We start from the raw sequence: 21427 nt of genomic DNA on the forward strand, positions 1-21427 counted from the left end.
GCGACATGACGACACTTGCCACGCCTGCCTCCGGTGACGCGACGCCTTCCGGCGACACCCTCTCCCGCAACGCCCTGGCCGTCCTCCAGCCCGGCTTCGACGGCACCACCGCGCCGGACTGGGTACGCCGCAGGATCGGCGAGGGCCTCGCCTCCGTCGGCCTGTTCGGGCGCAACGTCAAGACCGCCGAGCAGGTCGCCGCGCTCACCGCCCAGCTGCGCGCCGAACGCGAGGACCTGCTGGTCGCCATCGACGAGGAGAGCGGCGACGTCACCCGCCTGGAGGTGCGCACCGGCTCCTCCTACCCGGGCAACTTCGCCCTCGGCGCCGTCGACGATCCCGCGCTGACCCGCGAGGTGGCCGCCGACCTCGGCCGCCGGCTCGCGGCCTGCGGCATCAACTTCAACTGGGCGCCCTCGGCGGACGTCAACGCCAACCCGGACAACCCCGTCATCGGCGTACGCTCCTTCGGCGCCGACCCGCAGCTCGTGGCCCGGCACACCGCCGCCTATGTCGAGGGCATGCAGTCGTCCGGCGTCGCCACCTCCGCCAAGCACTTCCCGGGCCACGGCGACACGGCGATCGACTCGCACCACTCCGTGCCGGTCATCGACGTCGACCGGGACGTGCTGAACTCCCGCGACCTCGCGCCGTTCCGCGCCGCCCTCGCGGCCGGCACGCGCGCCGTGATGAGCGCCCACATCCTCGCCCCCGCCCTGGACCCGGAGAACCCGGGGACGGTCTCCCGCCGCATCCTCACCGACCTGCTGCGCGGGGAGTTCGGCTATGACGGCCTGATCGTCACCGACGGCATGGACATGCAGGCCATCGCGGGCCGCTACGGCTTCGAGCGCGGCTGCGTCCTCGCCATCGCCGCGGGCGCCGACGCGATCTGCGTGGGCGGCGGGCCCTCCGACGAGGGCACGGTGCTGCGGCTGCGGGACGCCTTCGTCGCCGCGGTGCGCTCGGGCGAACTGTCCGAGGAACGCCTCGCCGACGCGGCCGACCGCGTGCGGGCGCTGGCGGACTGGGCTTCGGTGTCGGGCGCGGCCGAGCGTTCGGGGCGCGCCCGACACCGGAATAGGCCTGGTCGCGGCCCGCCGCGCGCTGACGGTCACACGCGGCGAGACCTACACGGCCCCGGTCACCGAGCCGCCCTACGTCGCCACCTTCACGCCGCTCCCGAACATCGCGGTCGGCGACGAGACCCCGTGGGGCGTCACCGCCGCGCTCGAACACCGCCTCCCCGGCACGGCCTCCGGCAGCTTCTCCGGCGACGGGGCGGGCACCGAGGCCCTCGCGGCGGCGGGGGAGCGCCGCATCGTGGCGGTGGTCCGCGACGCGCACCGCCACGCGTGGATGTCCGCGGCGGTACACACGCTCGTGGCGTCCCGCCCGGACACCGTGGTGGTGGAGATGGGCGTCCCCCAGTCCGCCCCGACCGGCGCCCTCCACATCGCGACGCGCGGCGCGGCGCGGGTCTGCGGCGAGGCGGCGGCGGAGGTCATCACCGGCACCTGACAGCCTGACCGCATACCAAAGGGGCGCTCCTTTCCGGGGGCGCCCCTTCCGCATACGGCGACTAATAGGCCGTCAATATAGGTATGTTCCATTCCGCTTACCGTTCATTTTTCAACAATTTTTCATTTGTTGGGAGTTGGTGAAATCTGAACGGAAGAATTTCTCCTCAATCACGTGACGAGATGGCATGATCATCGCGGACGGGCCCAGTCCTTACCGGTTCAGTACTAAGAGATGGACGACATCATGCAGTCGGTCAAGAAGCTCGCCGTTGCCACCATCATGACGGTGGCCGCCGCCGGAACTCTGGCTACCGCCGGCCCCTCGGTCGCCGCGACTCCTCAGCCTCTCGTATACACGGCGAAGTCCTCTGTCGCTCCGCCGGCGCAGCTCATAGGCCCGAACGGCGAAAAGCCGACCAAGTGGGGCGTGGCCGCGATTCCCGTCGCGAAGTCGGGCTCGATCACCCCCAAGGCGACCCAGTCCGTCGGTGGCGGCACCTGGTCCTATGGCACCTCGGCCGTCATCTCGGGCAAGAAGTGCTACTCGAACTACATCCACCCCACGAAGAAGCACTCGGCGAGCGTCGCTATCGCTTCCCAGACCGACAAGGACATCCAGGCCGCGGACATCTGGGCGAACGCCTCCGCGATCTCCGGTGGCGCGTACACGTGCCACACCTACTGGGGCGTCTACTAAAAACCACGCTCCACCCATCCGTGTAGCGCCTCTCGCGGCCCTGGTCACACGGCTTCTCGAAGCCGGTGGCCAGGGCCGCGCGCGCCCCGGCCTTCCCCCTTCAGACGCGCTCTCCCGCGGCGGTGACAACGCAGCATGCACCAGACTGGCCTGCCGAACACGAGGACCGGCACCGGCTCCGAAAGCGACACCCATAGCACCGACACTCGTGCCGATACCGAGCGAAGCCGGTTTCCACTACGGCTGCCTCCGCACGCTCATTCCCCGCTGGTCGCGTATCCCCTGGCCCTGGTGATCGGCGCGATCCTCGGGGCTTCCGGCCCCTTGCTCCTGGCGACCGATGCGCCATGCGGTCAGGTGGCGCATCTGACGCTCAGCGCAGGCTGGAGCTGGGCCGCCCTCGCCTATTTCGTGGGAATGGCGGGCGGGTCGAAGATGCGATCCGCCGCGACAGGAACTCTCGCATTGCTGAGCGCGGTTTGCGTTTACTACGCGACAAAAGCCCAGCAGGGCGCTTATCTTGCGGCGGACCTCAGCGACCCGACAGGACAGGCGACGCAATTCGACTGGGACGGTTTTATATCGAAGACGCTTTTGTGGTGCTTCTTTGCCTTGCTCTTCGGACCTCTCCTCGGAGCAGCGGGAAACCTTGCCCGGAATTCCGCGTACCGCTTCCCGTGTCGTCTCGTGATCCCTCTGGTGGTCATCGTGGAAACCACTATGCGGTTGGGGGCCGAGGCGGATCTGCAGGGTTCCCTCACCACCACCACATGGAGCGGCACCCGCGCAGCGGCGATCGCGGCCCTCATCGCCGTGGCCGTTCTGACAGCGCTCGACAGTCGACGACGGCGGCGGCCCGGGGCCTGAGGGTTCGCCTGACGCGTCTGCGCGACGGGGCGGACCCCCGCACTCCCGGGCCCAACGTTGCGAGAACGCTCCTACAGACCCTGCCAAGCAGGCTTGTTGGCGTAGGTGTGCCGGAAGTAGTCGGCGAGCTTCAGCTTGGAGGCGGCGGCCTCGTCCACCACGACCGTGGCGTGCGGGTGCAGCTGAAGGGCCGACGCGGGGACGATCGAGGCGACCGGCCCCTCCACCGTCGCGGCCACCGCGTCCGCCTTCCCCTCGCCCGTGGCCAGCAGCACGAGGTGCCGCGCCTCCAGGATCGTGCCAATCCCCTGGGTGATGACGTGGTGGGGGACCTGCTCGATATCCCCGTCGAAGAAGCGCGCGTTGTCCACCCGCGTCTGCTCCGTCAGCGTCTTGATGCGCGTGCGCGAAGCGAGCGAGGAGCAGGGCTCGTTGAACCCGATGTGCCCGTCGGTCCCGATTCCGAGCAACTGGAGATCGACACCCCCCGCCTCGGCGAGCGCCTTGTCGTACGCCTCGCATGCCGCCTGGACGTCCTCGGCACTGCCGTCGGGCCCCATGAACGCCGACTCGCTCAGGCCGAGCGGCTCCACGACCTCCCGCAGGACCACCGAGCGGTACGACTCCGGGTGCCCGGCCGGCAGGCCCACGTACTCGTCGAGCTGGCAGATCCGCGCCCGCGAGGCATCCACGGCACCGGCGGCGACCTTGGCGGCCAGCGCTTCGTAGATGGGCAGCGGGGTGGACCCGGTGGCGACACCGAGCAGGGCGTCAGGCTTACGGCGCACCAGGGCGGCCATGGCCTCCGCGATGAGCTCGCCGCCTGCCTTGGCGTCCGGGACGATGACAACTTCCACGCTGGGCCTGCCGATCTGGAGAGGGGACTCACGGGACACTGTGGTCTCAAGGGGACACTGTGGTATAGACCAATCTAGCAGAGTGCTGCCCCCGAGCCAGTTCGTTTCCCGCCGTCCATGCTCGCCCCTGCACCCCACCCGCGCCCGTCGGACGAACGTACGGAGGAGGCGTGGTCGGTCCGATGCCTCGCACCTGGAACGGCTGGCGTCGGCCGACCCTTCCAGACCCTCGTCCCGGGCGGGCAGGCCGCGAGCGAGCCGGCCCGTCGCCGGGCGGCCTCCGCGCCCCCGGCCGGAGGCGCGGCGCGAAGGGACGCCGGAGGCCGACGTGACCGGGAGCCGCTGACGGGCCGACGCAGGCCGACGTGACCGGGGTCGCTGACGGGCCGCCCCCCCCGGAGTGCCGCCCCGGGTGCCGCACCCCGGGCGCCACCCCCCCCCCGCGACCGGCTACGGCAGCGAACCGCCGGTCGCGTCTATCCACTGCCCGGTGACCCACCTGCCGTCGTCCGACGCGAGGAAGGCCACCACGTCGGCGACGTCCGACGCGGCGCCGACGCGGCCGAGCGCCGAGAGCCGCGCGGAGCTCTCCCATGCGGCGCGGTTCTCCTCGCCGCGCAGCCAGGCGGCGTTGATGTCCGTGTCGATGATCCCGGGTGCCACCGAGTTCACCGTGATCCCGCGGGGGCCCAACACCTTCGACAGATTCCGGGTGAAGACGTCCAGGGCGCCCTTCGTCATCGCGTACGTCATGATCTCCGGCATCAGCGCGGCCCGGGAGGCGCCGGACGAGATGTTGATGATCCGGCCGCCGTCCCGCAGCCGCTCCGCGCCGAGCTGTGTGATGAAGTACGGCGCTTGCGCGTTTACGGCGAACAAGCGGTCGTACTCCGCCTCGTCCGTCTCGGCGAAGGGGTGCGAGGTGCTGATCCCGGCGTTGTTCACCAGGATGTCCAGCCCGTCCGCGTGCGCGTCGAAGCGGGACCACAGCGTCTGGGCATCCCCCGCGACGCCCAGCTCCGCACCGATCGCGAAGGCGGAACCGCCCGCCGCCTCGATCGCGTCCACCGTCTCCTTCGCGGCGGTCTCGTTGCTGCCGTAGTGCACGGCCACCCGCGCGCCGTCCCGCCCGAGCCGCTCCGCGATGCCCCGCCCGATGCCCCGGCTCCCGCCCGTGACCAGCGCCGTCTTCCCCGCGAGCCTGCCCGTGGTTGCAGCCATCTCAGACGCCCCCTCTTTTTCTAGTGGTCGCTACAGAAAAAACCGTAGCCGACCCCGATCGATTTTTCTAGTGCCCGCTATACAATTCACCCCATGGCGACGAAACAGCGCGGCCGCCCCCGATCCTTCGACCGCGACACAGCCCTGGAGCAGGCGCTCCGCGCCTTCTGGGAGCGCGGGTACGAAGCGACATCCGTCTCCGACCTGACGCGCGTCATGGGCATCGGGGCGCCCAGCCTGTACGCCGCGTTCGGCGACAAGCGGACCCTCTTCGACGAGGTCGTCGTGCGGTATGGAGTCACCCACGGCGCCTTCGGCGGGCGCGCCTTCGAGGAGGAGCCCACCGTGCGCGGCGCCGTCGGGCGCATGCTGCGCGAAGCCGCCGCCGAGTACACCGACCCGGCCCATCCCCCGGGCTGCCTGGTCATCTCCGCGGCCACCAACTGCACGACGCCGGAGGTGGAAGAGGCCCTGCGCGAGCGACGCAACGCCAACGTCGCGGACATCGCGTCCCGCATCCGCGCGGCCGTCGCGGCGGGAGAGCTGCCCGAGGACACCGACCCCACCGCCCTCGCCCGCTACACGGCGGCGGTCCTGCAGGGCATGTCCCAGCAGGCCAGGGACGGCGCCACCGAGCAGGATCTCGAAGCGGTGGCCGATCTCGCGATGCGGGCGTGGCCACCGGGTCCGCAGGCGCACAATGGGGTCTGACGGGCTCGCCATGGGGGTCTTACGATCCCGCCCGGACAAAGATCTGCCGACGCATAGACATGACAGAATGGTCTAGTCCACAATGCGTGGGTAAAGTCTCCGCTCTTCCCGCACAGGAGAGCGGACCGAGGACCCGACGCTCTCTGCCCTGACCGCGTCGGAGCCTCTCGATCGGCCGGCCAGTACCGCACATTCTGGCGGCCGATGCACCTGAAGGGCTGCGGTGCCGTGGGCGGGTTGAGGGTCCCGCCCTGGCGCCGCGGCTCGTCGGGCCCGTCGAGCTCCTCGGGAATCTCCGCGACAGGGCCTCGCCGCACGCGACAGGTACGCTCGCACACGTGCCCTCCATGAACGACCTCGTACGCCAGCACACCGCCCTCGGTGACTCCGACCTCGAGTGGCTGCATCTGCTGGTCTCGGAGTGGCAACTGCTCTCCGACCTCTCCTTCGCCGACCTCGTGCTGTGGGTCCCCACGCGCGACGGCACCCGCTATGTCTCCGTGGCGCAGATGCGGCCGAACACCGGACCCACCTCCTACCAGGACGACATGGTCGGCCACCTCGTCCCGCGCGGTCGGCGTCCCCTCCTGGACGCCGCCCTGGATGAGGGCCGCATCGTGCGCGAGGGCGACCCGGAGTGGCGCGAGGAGGTCCCCGTACGCGTCGAGTCCATCCCCGTACGCAGGGAGGGGCGCGTCCTCGGCGTGATCGCCCGCAACACCAACTTGCTGACGGTCCGCACCCCTTCGCGGCTGGAGCTGACCTACCTCCAGTCGGCGTCGGACCTCGCGCAGATGATCGCCGCGGGGTCCTTCCCGTTCCCGGGACAGCAGGTCGACATGGACGCCTCTCCGCGCGTGGGGGACGGTCTGCTGCGGCTCGACGCCGACGGCATCGTGCAGTACGCGTCGCCGAACGCCCTCTCCGCGTACCACCGTTTGGGCCTCGCGTCCGACCTGGTGGGCCACCATCTGGGCAGGGCCACGGCCGAACTCGCCCCGTCCCGCGGTCCGGTGGACGAGGCCCTGGCCAAGGTCGCCAGCGGCTGGGCGCCGCGCGAGTTCGAGATCGAGGGTGGCGACGGCGTGATCCAGCTGCGCGCGATCCCGCTCAAGCCCAAGGGCCCCCGCATCGGTTCACTCGTACTCCTGCGCGACGTCACGGAACTGCGCCGCCGCGAGCGGGAGTTGATCACGAAGGACGCGACCATCCGGGAGATCCACCACCGGGTGAAGAACAACCTCCAGACAGTCGCCGCGCTGCTGCGCCTGCAAGCCCGCCGCATTGACTCCACCAAGGGCCGGGAGGCGCTGGAGGAGGCCGTGCGCCGGGTGGGTTCCATCGCCATCGTCCACGAGACGCTCTCGCAGAACCTGGACGAGCGCGTGCAGTTCGACGAGATCGCCGACCGGGTGCTCGCGATGGTCGCCGAGATCTCGCCCGGCAAGGTCACGGGCCGGCGCACCGGACGCTTCGGCATCCTCGACGCGGAGGTGGCGACCCCGCTCTCCATGGTCCTCACCGAGATTCTGCAGAACGCCCTGGAGCACGGCTTCCGCGAGGGGGACACCGGCACGGTCGAGGTCTCCGCTGTGCGCGGCGGCACGAGCAAGGACGCGCGGCTGCTGATCACGGTCCAGGACGACGGCGTCGGTCTGCCCGAGGACTTCGACCCGCACCGCTCCGGCAACCTCGGTCTGCAAATCGTGCGCACCCTGGTGGAGGGGGAGCTGGGCGGCACCTTCGACATGGTCCGCGCCCCGGAGGGCGGCACACAGGTGATCCTCGACGTCCCGGTCAGCGCGGACAAGTAGGTGAACGTCACGCACGGCTACGACGCCCACCGCCCACGGCGACACCCACCGCGCACAGCAGCCCGCACGTAACAGTGGCACGGCACACAGCAATGGCACCGCACACAGCAGTGAGCCCCGGACCTGTGTGGTCCGGGGCTCACTGCTCACGTTGCGATGCGCATCGGGGGTACTGCGCGGCTGCGGCTCGGGGGCGGGAGATGCGTACTCGCTGTACGCGCCGCCAAGCTTGGGCTCGTGGGGGGCGTGGGCGTCAGGCGCTGGCCTGGCGTGCACGGTTGCGAGCGGCGCGGCGCTTCATTGCGCGGCGCTCGTCCTCGCTGAGGCCACCCCAGACGCCGGAGTCCTGGCCGGACTCAAGCGCCCACTGCAGGCACTGCTCCATAACGGGGCAGCGACGGCAGACGGCCTTGGCTTCCTCGATCTGCAGCAGCGCAGGACCGGTGTTGCCGATGGGGAAGAAGAGCTCGGGGTCTTCCTCGCGGCAAACGGCGTTGTGACGCCAGTCCATGGCTGCTACCTCTCCTTGGTATTACATGCAGGTTGCTTGTGAATGTGAACGCTTTCACGAATCCCTCGACGCGGGAAGGTCAACGCCCAGTCGCCTGGTGTGGACCTGTGGTGGAGGAGGGGTTCTGGCTTTCTGCGGGGCCGATGTTGTGGGCCGTCCCGATCGCCATGTAGAGATTCGCAAACCTCGGCGGCGGATACAACCCCTTCCGGAAAGTTTTTTTTGATTCCTCAGTGTCGACTGGGTCACAGCCGTACTTCCATGGGGTGGACCCTGGCCTAAACGTTCGAGTGAAAGGACTTTAGGCCCTTCCACTCACACAATCACACGCAGTGCACGGCGAACGCCTGTGAACGTCACGCTCGTGCGCAGTCCCAGGTGGTCGCCGTCCATCTGGAGGGGGAGCGGAACCTTGGAATGCAAGGTGAAGTCGGTGAGGTCGTGGAGCGTGACCGCGTGCTTACCGTGGGGTCCCCGCTCCGGCGTCGACATCAGCAGCTGCGTGCCGTATCGGGCCACCGCGGCCGTGGAGAGCTTCTTCAGACCGAGTACGTCAAGGCCGGTGTCGAAGGAGGCCTGCGGGGACGCGTAGAGCGGGCGATTGCCCAGGTAGGAGTAGGGCGAGGTGTTGCAGACTATGGACATCACCAGGTCCGTCACCGGCTCCTCGCCGGGCCGCTCCACCGTGATCATGCCGTGCCGCCGATGGGGCTCGTCGAGGAACTGACGGAGCACCTGGCGCACATACAGGGCGTGGGTGGAGCGTCTGCCGCGTTCCCGCTGCTGCTCGACCCTGCCGACCACGCCGCCGTCGAAGCCGAGGCCGGCGCAGAACGTGAACCAGCGCGAGGGCACGGCCTCGTCCTCCGTGCCCGGTGTGCCGCCCGCGAGGCCGAGGCCGACCGTGCGCTCGCTGCCCTCGCGCAGGGCGTCGAGCAGGGCGCCGGTGGCCTCCACGGCGTCGTTCGGCAGCCCCAGGGCCCGCGCGAAGACGTTCGTGGAGCCGCCGGGGACGACCGCGAGGCGCGGGAGGCGGTCGGGGTCGGGCCCGTGGTGCAGCAGGCCGTTCACGACTTCGTTGACCGTGCCGTCACCGCCGAGGGCGACGACCAGCTCTATGTCCTCGCTCTCCGCGGCCTGCCGGCCGAGGTCTCTGGCGTGCCCGCGGTACTCGGTGGTGACCGCCTCGAGCTTCATCTCGCTCGCCAGCGCGTGGACCAGCACGTCACGCGTACGCGCACTGGTGGTGGTTGCCGCCGGGTTGACCACGAGGAGTGCACGCATGCTCAGCAGCCTACCCAGCCGTCTTTACCTGGCCCAGACCGAGGTGCCGGGGCGGACCTGGACGGGGGTGCCGGGAGCCGCGGACCGCGGTGCCGGGCCTGGGCCGCGCGAAGCTACCCTGCTGGGGTGAGCACTGAGCGGAAATCCACCCCCGAAGCCCCGGAACCGGCCGTGGCGGGCCCGCGTCCCGCGCGGCTGACCGCCGCTGCCGCCCTGACCGCGCTGGAGGGCCTCGCCCTGCTCGCCGGGGGTGTGTACATGCTCGTGATGGGTCTCGCGGGCTCGCCCGACAGCCCGCGCCAGGCCGAGACCGGCGGCATCACGCTGATCGTCCTCGCACTGCTCCCGCTCCTGGCCGCGCGCGGCCTGCTGAAGCTGCGCCGCTGGAGCCGCGGCCCCGCGATCATCACGCAGATCATGGCGCTGCCGGTGGCCTGGCAGCTGCTCCAGGCCGACAGCGCGGCGATCCCGGCGGGGATCGTCCTCGCGATCGTGGCGGTCGCGTCGCTGGTGCTCCTGGTCAACCCCGCGACGACTGAGGCCCTCGGCATCCAGGGCCCCGGGAACGCCCCGGACCGGAGGTAGCCGCTACTCCTCCACCAGGAGCTTCTCCCGCAGCTGGGCCAGCGTGCGGGCGAGCAGGCGCGAGACGTGCATCTGCGAGATGCCGACCTCCTGTGCGATCTGCGACTGCGTCATGTTGCCGAAGAAGCGCAGGAGCAGAATGCGCTTCTCGCGCGGCGGCAAATCTTCCAGGAGTGGCTTGAGGGATTCGCGGTACTCGACACCTTCCAGGGCCTCGTCCTCGGCGCCCAGGGTGTCGGCGACGGCCGGGGACTCGTCGTCCGTGTCGGGGACGTCCAGGGAGAGCGTGGAGTAGGCGTTGGCCGACTCCAGGCCCTCCAGGACCTCCTCTTCGGAGATGGCCAGTTTCTCGGCGAGCTCGTGCACCGTGGGGGAGCGGCCGTGCAGCTGGGACAGCTCCGCCGTGGCCGTCGTCAGCGACAGGCGCAGCTCCTGCAGACGCCGCGGGACGCGGACCGCCCATCCCTTGTCGCGGAAGTGCCGCTTGATCTCACCCACGACCGTGGGGGTCGCGTACGTGGAGAACTCCACGCCGCGCTCCGGGTCGAAGCGGTCCACGGACTTGATCAGCCCGATCGTGGCGACCTGGGTGAGGTCGTCCAAGGGCTCGCCGCGGTTGCGGAAGCGGCGGGCCAGGTGCTCGACGAGCGGCAGGTGCATGCGGACCAGCTGGTTGCGCAGCTCCGCGTACTCCGGACTGCCGCTGTCCAGGCCGCGCAGCTCGATGAACATCGCGCGTGCGCCACTGCGGTCCTGGGGATGGTGCCGGCTGTGCTCGTGCTCGCTCATGTTTCCCGCCCGTCGCCCGCCGCCCCGGCCGGAGAGCTGCCTCAGCTCGTCCTTGGCGGTCGGCTCTGCCTGCTCCGACACATCGGGCACCGTCGGCGGACCCGGCTGGCCCGGGTCCTCCGGGTGCGGTTTGGCCTGCTGTTCGGGAATCCCGGTGGCCATACGGCGCACCCCCTCCCTGCCGTCGGCGGGCAGACTCTGTGTGCCGCGCTCTTCGTCACGCACCGGCCCGTCCCCGTCCCTCACGCCGGCCCGGGTCCCGCGCCGCGCTTCTTGTAGAGGCTGATCGAGACGGTGTTGTCCTCGGCGACCGTGGAGTCCACCTGGCCCGCGAGGGCCGACAGCACAGTCCAGGCGAAGGTGTCCCGCTCAGGGGCCCGGCCGTCGGTCGTGGGCGCCGAGACCGTCACCTCCAGCGAGTCGTCGACGAGCCGGAAGACGCAGCTGAGCACCGAGCCCGGCACGGCCTGCTGGAGCAGGATCGCGCAGGCCTCGTCGACCGCGATACGGAGGTCCTCGATCTCGTCGAGAGTGAAGTCCAAACGCGCCGCGAGGCCGGCCGTGGCCGTCCGCAGCACCGACAGGTAGGCACCCGCGGCCGGAAGGCGGACCTCCACGAAGTCCTGATTCCCGGGCTCGCCTGCGATCTGGGACACCCTCACCTCCAAGGTGGTACAAGCATTTTCGGGGCTCCAGAACCGCCGTCCAGCGGCGGTCCGGACTGCGTCACACGGGTAACGCGCCACGTGGTTCTGCGGTGACGCTACCGCGCTCCCCAGCTCCGTGTCCCGGGGGCCCCGCCCCGTTGCTGTCACTCATAGTAAGCATATGAGTACACACAGTGGCTAGGGGTCGGGCAGGCCCAATTGGAAAGTACGGGCGTCGGGTTGACGTACCCAGGCGTCAGACGATCGAACCGTCCACAAAGCACCAACGCCAGCTCTCCCCCGGCTCGAAGGTCCTCATCACTGCGTGTGAGGTCTCCTTGAAGTGCTCGGTCGCGTGCCGGAACGGCGAGGAGTCGCAGCAGCCCACATGGCCGCACTCCAGGCACAGCCGCAGCTGGACGGGGTGACTGCCGGCCGCCAGGCACTCGAGGCACGTTTCGCTGAGCGGAGCCACGTCGGGGTGCGGCAGCGCGGCGACGTGCGGGCACTCGTTCATGATTGCCAGGTTACGACGGGAACGCGGAAGGCGAAGGGCTCTGCCGATGGATGTACTGCCCCTGGTGGCACTGATCGCGGCGAGTGCCGTGGTGGCGGGGGCCGCGCGCAGGACCCCCGTGCCGGCGCCGCTGCTCCTGGTCGGGGCGGGGCTCGTCGCCTCGTACGTGCCCGGGGTGCCGGACTACCACCTCGACCCGCACATCGTGCTGCCGCTGATTCTGCCGCCCCTGCTGCACACGGCCGCCCTGGAGAGCTCCTACCTGGACCTGCGCGCCAACATCAGACCCGTCGCGCTGCTCTCGGTCGGCTACGTCCTGTTCGCCACGCTCGCCGTCGGCTGGCTGGCGTACCTGCTGATCCCGGACCTGCCGCTGACCGCCGCGCTCGTGCTCGGCGCCGTGATCGCGCCCCCGGACGCGGTCGCGGCGACCGCCATCGCGCGCAGGGTGGGACTGCCCTCACGGATCACCACGATCCTCCAGGGCGAGTCCCTGGTGAACGACGCGACGGCGATCACCGCCTACAAGGTGGCCCTCGCCGCGGCCGTCGGAGAGGGCGCCAGCTGGTCCGGCGGCGTCGAGGAGTTCCTGATGGCCGCCGTCGGCGGGGTCGGTGTCGGGCTGCTCCTGATGGTCCCGATCCACTGGCTGCGCACCCACCTCAGGGAGGCGATGCTCCAGAACACCCTGTCGCTGCTCATCCCCTTCGTCGCGTACGCCGCCGCCGAGCAGGTGCACGCCTCCGGAGTGCTCGCCGTGGTGGTGGTCGCCCTGTACCTCGGGCACCGCTCCTGGCAGGTCGACTTCGAGACGCGGTTGCAGGAGGCCGCGGTGTGGAAGGTCGTCGCGTTCATCCTGGAGTCGGCGGTCTTCGCGCTCATCGGCCTCCAGCTGCCCATCGTGCTCAAGGGGCTCGGGGAGTACAGCGTCGGCCAGGCGGCCTGGTACGCGGCCGGGGTCTTCGTCTTCGTCGTCGTGGCGCGCTTCGTGTGGTCCTACCCGGCCACCTATCTGCCGCGTGCCCTGTCGGCGCGGATCAGGGAGCGCGAGGACGACATGGACTGGCGCAGGCCGCTGATCGTCAGCTGGGCCGGCATGCGGGGCGTTGTCTCGCTGGCCATCGCCTTCTCGATCCCGCTCGTCATGGAGAACGGGGAGCCGTTCCCCGGGCGCAACCTTGTCCTGTTTCTTACCTTCACCACCGTCATCGGCACACTCGTCGTGCAGGGGCTCTCGCTGCCGTGGCTGATCCGCGTCCTGAAGCTTCCGGGCCGTGACGCGCAGGCGCAGACGCTCGCGGAGGCGCAGGCGCAGAACGCCGCCTCGCAGGCCGCGGAGGCCCGGGTGGAGGAACTCATGCGGGACGAGCACAACTGCCTTCCACAGCCCCTCCAGGACCGTCTGCGCACCGTTCTGGAGCGGCGCCGCAACTCCGTGTGGGAGCGGCTCGGTCAGCCCAACCCCGTGACGGGGGAGTCGGCGGACGACACCTACCGTCGCCTGGCGCGGGAGGCGATCGCCGCGGAGCGCGAGGTGTTCGTGAGGATGCGGGACGAGCGGCGCATCGACGACGAGATGATGCGGACGCTGCTGCGCAAGCTGGACCTGGAGGAGGCCGCCGCCTACCGGGAGGTCGAGGACTGAGCCGGTGCCTCGCGGGTACCGGTGATCACCGCGGTGAGGCGAGTGCCGGGCCGGAAGGCACCCTCTTCGGAGAGGACGGTCAGGGCGTACAGGAGCTTGGCGACGTAGAGGTGCTCTACGGAGAGGCCCGTTTCCGGTCCATGCCGGTGCTCGAAGTCCTCCGCGAAGGTGAGGAGTTCGGGGGGTGTGCGGGCGTATCCGCCGCAGTGGAAGCGCTCGTCCAGACGCCAGTTGGCGGTCGGCTCGCCGAACGTCTCTTGCTGAAGAGCCCTTATGTCGTCGCTCAGGAAGCCGCCCTTGAGGACCGGTATGCCGAGGGCCTGCCGGTCCGGGCCGAGGCCGGCGGCCAGGCCCGCGAGCGTGCCGCCGGTGCCGCAGGCCACGGCGGCCACATCGGTGTGCTCGCGCAGCTCCTCGCCGAGGGCCGTGCAGCCCTGGACGGCGAGGGTGTTGCTGCCGCCCTCCGGGATCACGTACGCGTCCTCGGTGCCCGTCTCGCGCCGGATCGCGGCCAGCGTCCCCGGCTCCGTCTTCTCGCGGTACGTCGACCGGTCGACGAAGTGCAGGCGCATGCCGTCCGCCACGCACCGGGTCAGGGACGGGTTCAGGGGGCGCCGGGCGAGTTCGTCGCCGCGCACGACACCGACGGTGGCGAGGCCGAGGAGGCGGCCCGCGGCGGCGGTGGCGCGCAGGTGGTTGGAGTAGGCGCCGCCGAAGGTGAGCAGGGTTCCGTGGCCCGCGTCGGCCGCGGCGCGGAGGTTCAGGATGAGCTTGCGGTACTTGTTGCCCGGCAGGTCGGGGTGGATCAGGTCGTCCCGCTTGAGCAGCAGCCGCACGCCGTGACGGGCGAAACGGTCGTCGTCTATGCGCTGCAGCGGCGACGGGAGCCGGGGGCTCAGACCGGTGGGCGGGGTGTGGTGCACCCCGCCATTGTCCCCCGGGGCACACTGCCCGGCAGGGGCCGGTGGGGAGCGGGTAGCTTGCGGTGCTGTACGGGTTGCTTGAGGCGCCGCCCCTGTGGGGGTTACGTGGGCGGGCTTGTGCGGGTTACTTGAGGCGCTCTTCGATGCGCGCGCGCATCTCGTCCATGGTGAAGCCACGCGGGTCGACCTTGCCCGGCTGCCACTCCAGGTGGCCGATCACCGAGCGCTCCGTCCAGCCGTGCACACGGCAGATCGCGGCCGAGACCCGCTCGATCGCGTCCAGCTGGGCGTCGGGCCACGGGTCCTCGCCGTCACCGAGGTTCTCGCACTCGAAGCCGTAGAAGTGGCGGTTGCCGTCGGTGTTGGACTCGTTGTCCGGAGGCAGGCGCTTCTCGGCGATGACCGCGCGCAGCACTTCGTCGTCGCCCATGCCCGCGTGGTTGGCGCGGCCGTAGCCGACGAGGTGGACGCAGCCGTCCTTGGTGATCACGCCGTGGCAGAGAGGTCCGGGCAGCGAGGGGTGTCCGTCCCGGCAGATCTCGACCGTGCGCTCGCTGCCCGACGTCACGGTGTGGTGGATCATGACGCCGTGCACGGGGCCCCAGGGCCCCTTGTGGTTGCGGTTGTGGTGTTCCCAGTCGCCGACTTCGACGACGGTCACGCCCTCGTCTCGCAGTGCGTCCAGGAAGCGTCCCGCGGACATGGGTGAGGCCATGACCGCCTCCTTTGCGGGGCGCGACGGCCGCCGGTCGCGGACCGCCTCGTACGCCCTGCTTGTACCGGAACTGCGGTGCCCGGACCAGCTGTTCGGAAGCGATCCGAGGCGTGTTCGGGCACCGTGCGAGCCGATCCGGTCAGTTGCCGTGCAAGAAGGCGTCGCCGTTCGTCGCGATGTGGGACTCCAGGGCCTGCAGCGCCTGCTGCGTGGCCTGCGGGGAGCCGGTGCCCCGGCGCTCGGCGTAGTACGCGGCGCCGAGCTTCTTCAGGAGGGCGTCGCCCGCGCGCTTCTCCTGGACCTCGTCAAGCTTCTGCTTGCCCTGCGTGAGGCCCCGCTGCGCCTGCTCTTTGGCGCGATCCAGGAAGCCTGCCATTGCTGTCTCCTGCCGGTTGAAGCGAAGGGTGCGGGCTGTGCGATGCCCCGCGAGGAATGAACGGACGCCGGGATCTTGGAGTTCCCTGCCCTCCCGGATTGGGCCGAATGGGTGGCGGCGCGCCTACTGCCCAGCCAGGACGTGATCCATTCCCGCTCGTTTGTGTAATGGCGTGGCCACGGTCCGTGCTGCCAGGCTGATCCGTGCAGATCACCGCTGGCAGCGGGTCACGCAGGTATTCGGGAGGGCACAGTCACATGTCGGTAGGCGAAGAGGTCCGCGAAGAGTCGCAGCAGCCGCAGCAGAGCCTCGGCACATCGGCCGCGCGGAATCTGGCCACCACCACCAAGACGGCACCGCAGATGCAGGAGATCAGCTCGCGCTGGCTGCTGCGGATGCTGCCCTGGGTGCAGGTGCAGGGCGGCACGTACCGCGTGAACCGCAGGTTGAGCTACTCGGTCGGCGACGGCCGGGTGACCTTTGTGAAGACGGGCGACCTCGTCGAGGTCATCCCGGCCGAGCTGCGCGAGCTGCCGGTGCTACGGGGCTTCGACGACCAGGACGTGCTCACGAGGCTGGCGCGGCGCTGCCGGCAGCGGGAGTTCGCCGCGGGCGACATCCTGACCTCCTTCGGGAGCCCCGCGGACGAGGTGTTCCTGCTCGCGCACGGCCGCGTCGAGAAGATCGGCACGGGGCCGTACGGCGGGGACGCGGAGCTCGGCACTCTCGCCGACGGCGCGTACTTCGGCGAGCAGGCGCTCCTGGACTCGGAGGCGATCTGGGAGTTCACCGCGCGTGCCGCGACGGCGTGCACGGTACTGACCCTGCCGAGGCAGGAGCTGGAAGAGGTCGCGGCACGCAGCGAATCCCTGCGCGCCCACCTCCAGCGGCTGCGTTCCATCCCGGAACAGCGGACCAACAAGTACGGCGAGGCGGCCATCGACCTCTCCGCGGGACATGTCGGCGAGGCGGTGCTGCCGGGCACCTTCGTGGACTACGAATCGTCGCCCCGCGAGTACGAGTTGAGTGTCGCGCAGACCGTCCTGCGCATCCACACGCGCGTGGCCGACCTCTACAACCAGCCGATGAACCAGACCGAGCAGCAGTTGCGGCTCACCGTCGAGGCGCTCAAGGAGCGCCAGGAGCACGAACTCATCAACAACCGTGAGTTCGGCCTCCTGAACAACTGTGAGTACGACCAGCGGATTCAGCCGCACGACGGCGTGCCCGGACCCGACGACATGGACGAACTGCTCAGCCGCAGGCGGGGATCGAAGCTCTTCCTCGCGCACCCGCGCGCGATCTCCGCGTTCGGCCGCGAACTGAACAAGCGCGGACTCGTCCCGGAGACGATCGACATGGGCGGGAACAGGATTCCGACCTGGCGCGGAGTGCCGATCTTCCCGTGCAACAAGATCCCGGTGACCGAGGCCCGCACGACCTCCATCATCTGCATGCGTACGGGCGAGGAGGAGCAGGGCGTCGTCGGCCTGAGGCAGAGCGGCATCCCGGACGAGATCGAGCCGAGCCTTTCCGTGCGGTTCATGGGCATCAGCGAGCAGGCGATCATCTCGTACCTGGTGTCGACGTACTACTCGGCCGCGGTGCTCGTGCCCGACGCGCTCGGTGTCCTGGAGAACGTCGAGATCGGCCGCTGGAAATGAGCCCTGGACTGTGCCCGTGGCCGCGGAGCAGCGGGCACCGCCGCCGTACGGGGCACCGCCTCCGTTCGGGCCCATACGTCGACGGGCCGCCCCCGTTCGCGGCCCTGCCGGGGTGAGCCCATGACCGAAACGACGACGGACATGCCGGACGCGACGGCGCGTGTGACGCCGGTCGGCGTCGCGGGGGCGCCCAGCACGGGTGTGGTCGGCGAGGGGGTGCCGGTGCAGAGCCCCGGTGACGGGCACGAGGCCTCGGAGATCCTCGCCGCGGCACGGGTGTGCGTCGATCCCGAGCTGCACGAGGTGGTCGACTCACTGCCCGAACACCTGCGCAGGGTCGCGCGCTACCACTTCGGTTGGGAGCACGCCGACGGCACACCGGCCGCCGGCAGCTCGGGCAAGGCCATCAGGCCGGCGCTCGTGCTCGCCGCGGTGCAAGCGCTCGGCGGGGCGCCCGCCACGGCCGTGCGGGCCGCTACGGCCGTGGAGTTGATCCACAACTTCACGCTCCTGCACGACGACGTGATGGACCGCGACGCCACGCGCAGGCACCGGCCCACCGCCTGGAGCGTGTTCGGTGTCACCGACGCGATCCTCGTCGGTGACGCACTCCAGGCGCTGGCCCAGCGGCTGCTCGCCGAGGACCCCCACCCGGCGGCACCGGCGGCAGCCGCCCGCCTCGCCCGCTGCGTCGTGGAGCTGTGTGCGGGGCAGCACGCGGACTGCGCCCTGGAAGGGCGCGGGCCCGACGAGGTCACGCTCGACGAGTGCCTGGCCATGGCCGAGGCCAAGACGGGGGCGCTGCTGGGCTGTGCGTGCGCGCTCGGGGCGTTGTATGCGGGCGGGGGGCCCGAGGAGGTGGACGCGCTCGACGGGTTCGGCCGTGAGGCCGGGCTCGCGTTCCAGCTCATCGACGACGTCATCGGCATCTGGGGCGACCCCGGCCACACCGGGAAGCCTGCCGGTGCCGACCTCACGGCCCGCAAGAAGTCCCTGCCGGTGGTCGCCGCGCTCGCCTCGGGCACGCCGGCCGCGGCCGAACTGGCAGCGATGTACGGCGGAGCGCCCGGCAAGGGAATGCCCGGCAAGGGATCGCCCGGCAAGGGAGCGGGGGAGGGGCACGAGAGGAGAGACGGGGAGTTGGAGCGGGTCGCCCGTGCGGTGGAGCGCGCGGGCGGGCGTGACTGGGCGCAGGCGCACGCGGCCGACCGGATGTCGAGGGCGGTGGGCCAGCTCGCCAGGGCGGTCCCTGACCCGGAGGCGGCGGGAGGGTTGCTGGCGCTGGCCGAGTTCGTGACGCGGCGTACGCAGTGAGGGCGTGTACGGGGCGGCGTGCGTGGGGTGGGGCGTCCCGTTGGGGATGGCCGCGTGGGGTGGGGCGTCCTGGGGAGGAGCGTCCGGGGGAGGGGCGTACTAGGGAGACGTACGCAGGCCGGAGTGCTTGCGGGAAGGGAGGTCGTATCGGGGCGGAGTGAGGTGAACCGAGGTGAGGTGAAGTGACGCGGGAGTGTCCCGAGACCGCCGGAATGAGGGTGGGCTCGGGGCCTTCCGCGGCGGGGGAGGCGATCGCCTAGGCTGCAATCAGGGGGCTGCGGCGCGGAGTTGGGTGTGCGCGTGACGGGCCGCCATCAGTCGTGGGTGAGCGGTGAGGGGTGGACGGGCTGTGGGTGTGGCGATCCGTAGGGCCGGGGAGGAGGACCGGGCCGGTGCGGTCCGGTTGCTCGACGAGGCTTTCATGTGGGACCCGGTCAGCGCGTGGGTTTTTCCCGCCGAGGAGCACCGCAGGCGCAGGCATGGCGTGCTGGTGGACGCCTTCTTCGACCTGGCGCTCGACGAGGGGTACATCGACATCACCGAGGACGGCTCGGCCGTGGCGTTGTGGTGGTCGGTACCGGCGGCGGGACCCAAGGCCGGCGGGGGGAGCGCGGGCAGTGCGAAGAGCGCAGGAAGCGGGGGCGGGGCGGAGGCCGACGGTCCCGCGCTGTTGCGCCGGGCCGTCGATCCGGAGAACGAGCGGGTCGAGCTGATCGGTCGGCTCACCGAGGCGGCCCATCCGACCGACCGCGCACACCAGTACCTGCACATGATCGCCGTACGGCCCGACCGGCAGGGCGAGGGGCTCGGCACGGCCCTGATCGCCGCCGTACTCGAACGCTGCGACGCGGAGGGCCTGCACGCCTACCTGGAGGCGAGCAGCGCGCGCAGCCGTGCGCTGTACGAACGGCTGGGGTTCGGCGTGACCGGGGCGCCGCTCGACCTGCCGGACGGCCCGCGGATGTGGCCGATGTGGCGTGAGCCGAGGGAGGGTGCCAGAGGGGGGCGGTGAGCCCTGGGCTTGAGCCAGGCCCGGCTGGTGCGGCCCGGGCGGCCGGGGTGGTTTCGGCAGGGGCCCCGGTCAGGGCGGAGCGTCGTGGGGCTGCCGAGTGGGGCCGAACAGGAATAAAATCGGCCCATGGGCAGCAAAGGGCACCGGCCCGGACCCGGCCCGCAAGACGAGCCGGTGTGCAAGGCCTGTGGACAACCGGTCGGTACGGTCATCCGGCGGCGCAAGGTTCTCGGGGTGTTCGTCCCCGCGTGGGACCCCGGGCCATGTCGCAACGCGCGGTGCGAGGCCTGTGTGGCCGACGCCTCCTCCGCGGGCTCTCCCTCCTCGGCGGAGCGACCTGGCGGCAAGCGGTTCCGGTCGCGAGCGCGGTCGCGGCACGGCTGGAGGGCTACGGCGTTATCGGCCTCCGAGGAGCTGACGTCGGACGGTTCGGAGGAGAAGCCGCATTAGGGTGCGGTCGGGCACCGCAGGGCCGCCTGTCCGGGCTGCCTGGACTGCCTGTGCGGTCTGGGGCGCCTTGATGCCGGTCGTCCTCATCGTCGGTTGGTGAGGGCTTGGCCAAGTGGGGCGTGAGGGTGCTCCGTTGTGCGTGTCGTGGCGGGGTAAGGTCCCAGGGGTCGGTGGGGGTACGGCCACCTGGGGGAGGGCGCGCCATGAAGGTGCGGGCGGGCGGATCGGCCCTGGCGGGGCTGGTGTTGGTGGGGTGCGGTGTCGTCGCGGTGTTCTCGGACGACACCCTGCCCGGTTACGCGGGAGAGTCCGGGGTCCCGCGGGTCACGAGTGAGCGCGACTTGCCCGAACTACCGCTGGCGGCGCAAGAGTTGAGTGACCGCGACCACAAGCGCATGGTCCGGGCGCAGGCTCATTTCGTACAGCAGTGCATGCGTTCCTACGGGTTCGCCGACTTTCCGCTGCACCCCGGGCGGCCCGCCCCGATGAGCCAACAGGTGACCATGACGGCGGTATCGGTGTCCCCCTACGGGATCTTCGACCTCGGCCAAGCGCGCCGTTGGGGCTACGGCTTCGATCCGCGCCGCACGGCGGAGTGGGACGCGGAGGCCGGTCCGAAGGGCAGGGTCCCCACGCAGCGGGAGGACGAGGTGTTGCACGGCTACGGCACGCCGGTCGGCCGCAAGGTGGGAGGGCGGGGGCGCGAGGTGCCCGAGGGGGGCTGCGACGCGGAGGGGACGCGGCGGTTGATGGAAGGCGTGGAGGACGAGGAGCGTTTGCTGGGATATGTCTCCCGGCGCACCCAGGAGATCGACCGGGCCGTGGCCAAGGACGAGCGGGTGCGGCGGGCCTTCCGGGACTGGTCGCGCTGCGTCGAAGGCAAGGGCTTCAAGGAGTACGAGAGTCCGGTGACGGCCTTCCACGACAAGGCGTGGCGTGCGGGGCGCAAGGATGGCAATACGGGGCGCGGCGAGCGGGAGTTGGGTACGGCCGTCGCCGATGTCGAGTGCAAGAAGAAGCTGAACACCGTCGGGGTGTGGTGGGCCGTCAGCAACGAGAGACAGCGTGCCGAGATGCGTGACAACAAGGCAAAGTATGCGGCCGTGCGGGAGGACCGGGACCGGGTGCGGGCCACCGTCCGTGAGGCGCTTGGCGAGGCGCTCGCCGAGAAGTGAGAAGTGACGAGAAGTGAGAAGTGAGGGGTGAGGTGGAGGCGGGGCGGGGGCGGACGGCGAGGTGACGCGGGCCGTCACATCGGCTCGCGTCATGCCGCTGCGGGGCTGCGGGGCTGCAGGGCTGCGGGGC

Annotated in this window: 20 protein-coding genes and 1 pseudogene; 11 read left to right on the forward strand and 10 right to left on the reverse strand. The window is 70.7% G+C overall.

What is annotated here, in order from left to right:
- Window positions 1–5: 5 nt before the first annotated feature.
- From J2N69_RS24825 to J2N69_RS24835, 3 genes and pseudogenes are all read left to right on the forward strand, one after another.
- A pseudogene (locus J2N69_RS24825) lies at window positions 6–1521 on the forward strand (glycoside hydrolase family 3 protein).
- Window positions 1522–1755: 234 nt separating this feature from the next.
- Window positions 1756–2220, forward strand: coding sequence for a lactococcin 972 family bacteriocin (locus tag J2N69_RS24830; protein ID WP_230902692.1), 465 nt, complete (start codon window positions 1756–1758; stop codon window positions 2218–2220).
- A gap of 135 nt (window positions 2221–2355) precedes the next feature.
- Window positions 2356–3087, forward strand: a complete 732-nt coding sequence (locus J2N69_RS24835; protein ID WP_230902693.1) for a hypothetical protein — start codon at window positions 2356–2358, stop codon at window positions 3085–3087.
- Between the two features lie 71 nt (window positions 3088–3158).
- Here the strand turns inward: J2N69_RS24835 and nagB are convergent, their stop codons facing one another.
- Entirely contained in the window at window positions 3159–3944 is a 786-nt protein-coding gene (gene nagB, locus J2N69_RS24840) for a glucosamine-6-phosphate deaminase (RefSeq protein WP_230902694.1), read from the reverse strand.
- A gap of 450 nt (window positions 3945–4394) precedes the next feature.
- Window positions 4395–5165, reverse strand: coding sequence for an SDR family oxidoreductase (locus J2N69_RS24845; protein ID WP_230902695.1), 771 nt, complete (start codon window positions 5163–5165; stop codon window positions 4395–4397).
- A gap of 93 nt (window positions 5166–5258) precedes the next feature.
- Between J2N69_RS24845 and J2N69_RS24850 the strand changes: the two genes are divergently transcribed.
- Window positions 5259–5876 carry a TetR/AcrR family transcriptional regulator gene (locus J2N69_RS24850; RefSeq protein WP_230902696.1) on the forward strand — a complete coding sequence of 206 codons (618 nt, stop codon included), beginning with the start codon at window positions 5259–5261 and terminating at the stop codon, window positions 5874–5876.
- A 347-nt stretch (window positions 5877–6223) separates the two neighbouring features.
- On the forward strand, window positions 6224–7690 hold the full coding sequence (locus J2N69_RS24855; RefSeq protein ID WP_230904860.1) for a sensor histidine kinase: 1467 nt from the start codon (window positions 6224–6226) through the stop codon (window positions 7688–7690).
- 253 nt (window positions 7691–7943) lie between these two features.
- Here the strand turns inward: J2N69_RS24855 and J2N69_RS24860 are convergent, their stop codons facing one another.
- Window positions 7944–8201 carry a WhiB family transcriptional regulator gene (locus tag J2N69_RS24860; RefSeq protein WP_016639615.1) on the reverse strand — a complete coding sequence of 86 codons (258 nt, stop codon included), beginning with the start codon at window positions 8199–8201 and terminating at the stop codon, window positions 7944–7946.
- A gap of 315 nt (window positions 8202–8516) precedes the next feature.
- Window positions 8517–9485, reverse strand: coding sequence for a diacylglycerol/lipid kinase family protein (locus J2N69_RS24865; RefSeq protein ID WP_127911458.1), 969 nt, complete (start codon window positions 9483–9485; stop codon window positions 8517–8519).
- 126 nt (window positions 9486–9611) lie between these two features.
- Here J2N69_RS24865 and J2N69_RS24870 point away from each other — a divergent pair, with 126 nt between their 5' ends.
- Window positions 9612–10070, forward strand: a complete 459-nt coding sequence (locus tag J2N69_RS24870) for a hypothetical protein (RefSeq protein WP_230902697.1) — start codon at window positions 9612–9614, stop codon at window positions 10068–10070.
- Between the two features lie 3 nt (window positions 10071–10073).
- Here the strand turns inward: J2N69_RS24870 and J2N69_RS24875 are convergent, their stop codons facing one another.
- From J2N69_RS24875 to J2N69_RS24885, 3 genes are all read right to left on the reverse strand, one after another.
- Window positions 10074–11084: an RNA polymerase sigma factor SigF gene (locus J2N69_RS24875; RefSeq protein WP_408056788.1), complete on the reverse strand. Its 1011-nt coding sequence runs from the start codon at window positions 11082–11084 to the stop codon at window positions 10074–10076.
- Between the two features lie 17 nt (window positions 11085–11101).
- Window positions 11102–11515 carry an ATP-binding protein gene (locus J2N69_RS24880; RefSeq protein WP_030780840.1) on the reverse strand — a complete coding sequence of 138 codons (414 nt, stop codon included), beginning with the start codon at window positions 11513–11515 and terminating at the stop codon, window positions 11102–11104.
- Window positions 11516–11762: 247 nt separating this feature from the next.
- Entirely contained in the window at window positions 11763–12023 is a 261-nt protein-coding gene (locus tag J2N69_RS24885; protein WP_230902699.1) for a UBP-type zinc finger domain-containing protein, read from the reverse strand.
- Window positions 12024–12069: 46 nt separating this feature from the next.
- Between J2N69_RS24885 and J2N69_RS24890 the strand changes: the two genes are divergently transcribed.
- A complete protein-coding gene (locus J2N69_RS24890) occupies window positions 12070–13668 on the forward strand; it encodes a Na+/H+ antiporter (protein ID WP_230902700.1) in 1599 nt (532 codons plus the stop codon).
- Here the strand turns inward: J2N69_RS24890 and J2N69_RS24895 are convergent.
- From J2N69_RS24895 to J2N69_RS24905, 3 genes are all read right to left on the reverse strand, one after another.
- A complete protein-coding gene (locus tag J2N69_RS24895; RefSeq protein WP_230902701.1) occupies window positions 13647–14591 on the reverse strand; it encodes a 1-aminocyclopropane-1-carboxylate deaminase/D-cysteine desulfhydrase in 945 nt (314 codons plus the stop codon). The genes J2N69_RS24890 and J2N69_RS24895 overlap by 22 nt on opposite strands.
- Before the next feature lie 124 nt (window positions 14592–14715).
- Entirely contained in the window at window positions 14716–15306 is a 591-nt protein-coding gene (locus tag J2N69_RS24900; RefSeq protein ID WP_127911454.1) for an N-acetylmuramoyl-L-alanine amidase, read from the reverse strand.
- Window positions 15307–15445: 139 nt separating this feature from the next.
- On the reverse strand, window positions 15446–15682 hold the full coding sequence (locus J2N69_RS24905; protein WP_127911453.1) for a hypothetical protein: 237 nt from the start codon (window positions 15680–15682) through the stop codon (window positions 15446–15448).
- 257 nt (window positions 15683–15939) lie between these two features.
- Here J2N69_RS24905 and J2N69_RS24910 point away from each other — a divergent pair, with 257 nt between their 5' ends.
- The 4 genes from J2N69_RS24910 (at window position 15940) to J2N69_RS24930 (ending at window position 21297) form a co-directional block, all read left to right on the forward strand.
- Window positions 15940–17346 (forward strand): family 2B encapsulin nanocompartment shell protein, encoded by a 1407-nt coding sequence (locus tag J2N69_RS24910; protein ID WP_230902702.1) that lies wholly within the window; start codon window positions 15940–15942, stop codon window positions 17344–17346.
- A 141-nt stretch (window positions 17347–17487) separates the two neighbouring features.
- Entirely contained in the window at window positions 17488–18660 is a 1173-nt protein-coding gene (locus J2N69_RS24915; RefSeq protein ID WP_408056912.1) for a family 2 encapsulin nanocompartment cargo protein polyprenyl transferase, read from the forward strand.
- Between the two features lie 349 nt (window positions 18661–19009).
- Complete coding sequence (locus J2N69_RS24920) at window positions 19010–19672, forward strand: GNAT family N-acetyltransferase (protein WP_230902704.1); 663 nt, start codon at window positions 19010–19012, stop codon at window positions 19670–19672.
- Window positions 19673–20325: 653 nt separating this feature from the next.
- Window positions 20326–21297 (forward strand): hypothetical protein, encoded by a 972-nt coding sequence (locus tag J2N69_RS24930; protein WP_230902706.1) that lies wholly within the window; start codon window positions 20326–20328, stop codon window positions 21295–21297.
- The last annotated feature ends 130 nt before the right edge of the window (window positions 21298–21427 follow it).

The organism is Streptomyces huasconensis (assembly GCF_021028635.1).
Taxonomy (GTDB): Bacteria; Actinomycetota; Actinomycetes; order Streptomycetales; family Streptomycetaceae; genus Streptomyces; species Streptomyces huasconensis.

Coding starts and splice junctions, on each gene's coding strand:
- J2N69_RS24915 (WP_408056912.1), top strand. CDS start 17,488: ATGCCGGACGCGACGGCGCGTGTGACGCCGGTCGGCGTCGCGGGGGCG.
- J2N69_RS24850 (WP_230902696.1), top strand. CDS start 5,259: ATGGCGACGAAACAGCGCGGCCGCCCCCGATCCTTCGACCGCGACACA.
- J2N69_RS24905 (WP_127911453.1), bottom strand. CDS start 15,682: ATGGCAGGCTTCCTGGATCGCGCCAAAGAGCAGGCGCAGCGGGGCCTC.
- J2N69_RS24860 (WP_016639615.1), bottom strand. CDS start 8,201: ATGGACTGGCGTCACAACGCCGTTTGCCGCGAGGAAGACCCCGAGCTC.
- J2N69_RS24865 (WP_127911458.1), bottom strand. CDS start 9,485: ATGCGTGCACTCCTCGTGGTCAACCCGGCGGCAACCACCACCAGTGCG.
- J2N69_RS24830 (WP_230902692.1), top strand. CDS start 1,756: ATGGACGACATCATGCAGTCGGTCAAGAAGCTCGCCGTTGCCACCATC.
- J2N69_RS24890 (WP_230902700.1), top strand. CDS start 12,070: ATGGATGTACTGCCCCTGGTGGCACTGATCGCGGCGAGTGCCGTGGTG.
- J2N69_RS24845 (WP_230902695.1), bottom strand. CDS start 5,165: ATGGCTGCAACCACGGGCAGGCTCGCGGGGAAGACGGCGCTGGTCACG.
- J2N69_RS24855 (WP_230904860.1), top strand. CDS start 6,224: ATGAACGACCTCGTACGCCAGCACACCGCCCTCGGTGACTCCGACCTC.
- J2N69_RS24930 (WP_230902706.1), top strand. CDS start 20,326: ATGAAGGTGCGGGCGGGCGGATCGGCCCTGGCGGGGCTGGTGTTGGTG.
- J2N69_RS24910 (WP_230902702.1), top strand. CDS start 15,940: ATGTCGGTAGGCGAAGAGGTCCGCGAAGAGTCGCAGCAGCCGCAGCAG.
- J2N69_RS24900 (WP_127911454.1), bottom strand. CDS start 15,306: ATGGCCTCACCCATGTCCGCGGGACGCTTCCTGGACGCACTGCGAGAC.
- J2N69_RS24835 (WP_230902693.1), top strand. CDS start 2,356: ATGCACCAGACTGGCCTGCCGAACACGAGGACCGGCACCGGCTCCGAA.
- J2N69_RS24885 (WP_230902699.1), bottom strand. CDS start 12,023: ATGAACGAGTGCCCGCACGTCGCCGCGCTGCCGCACCCCGACGTGGCT.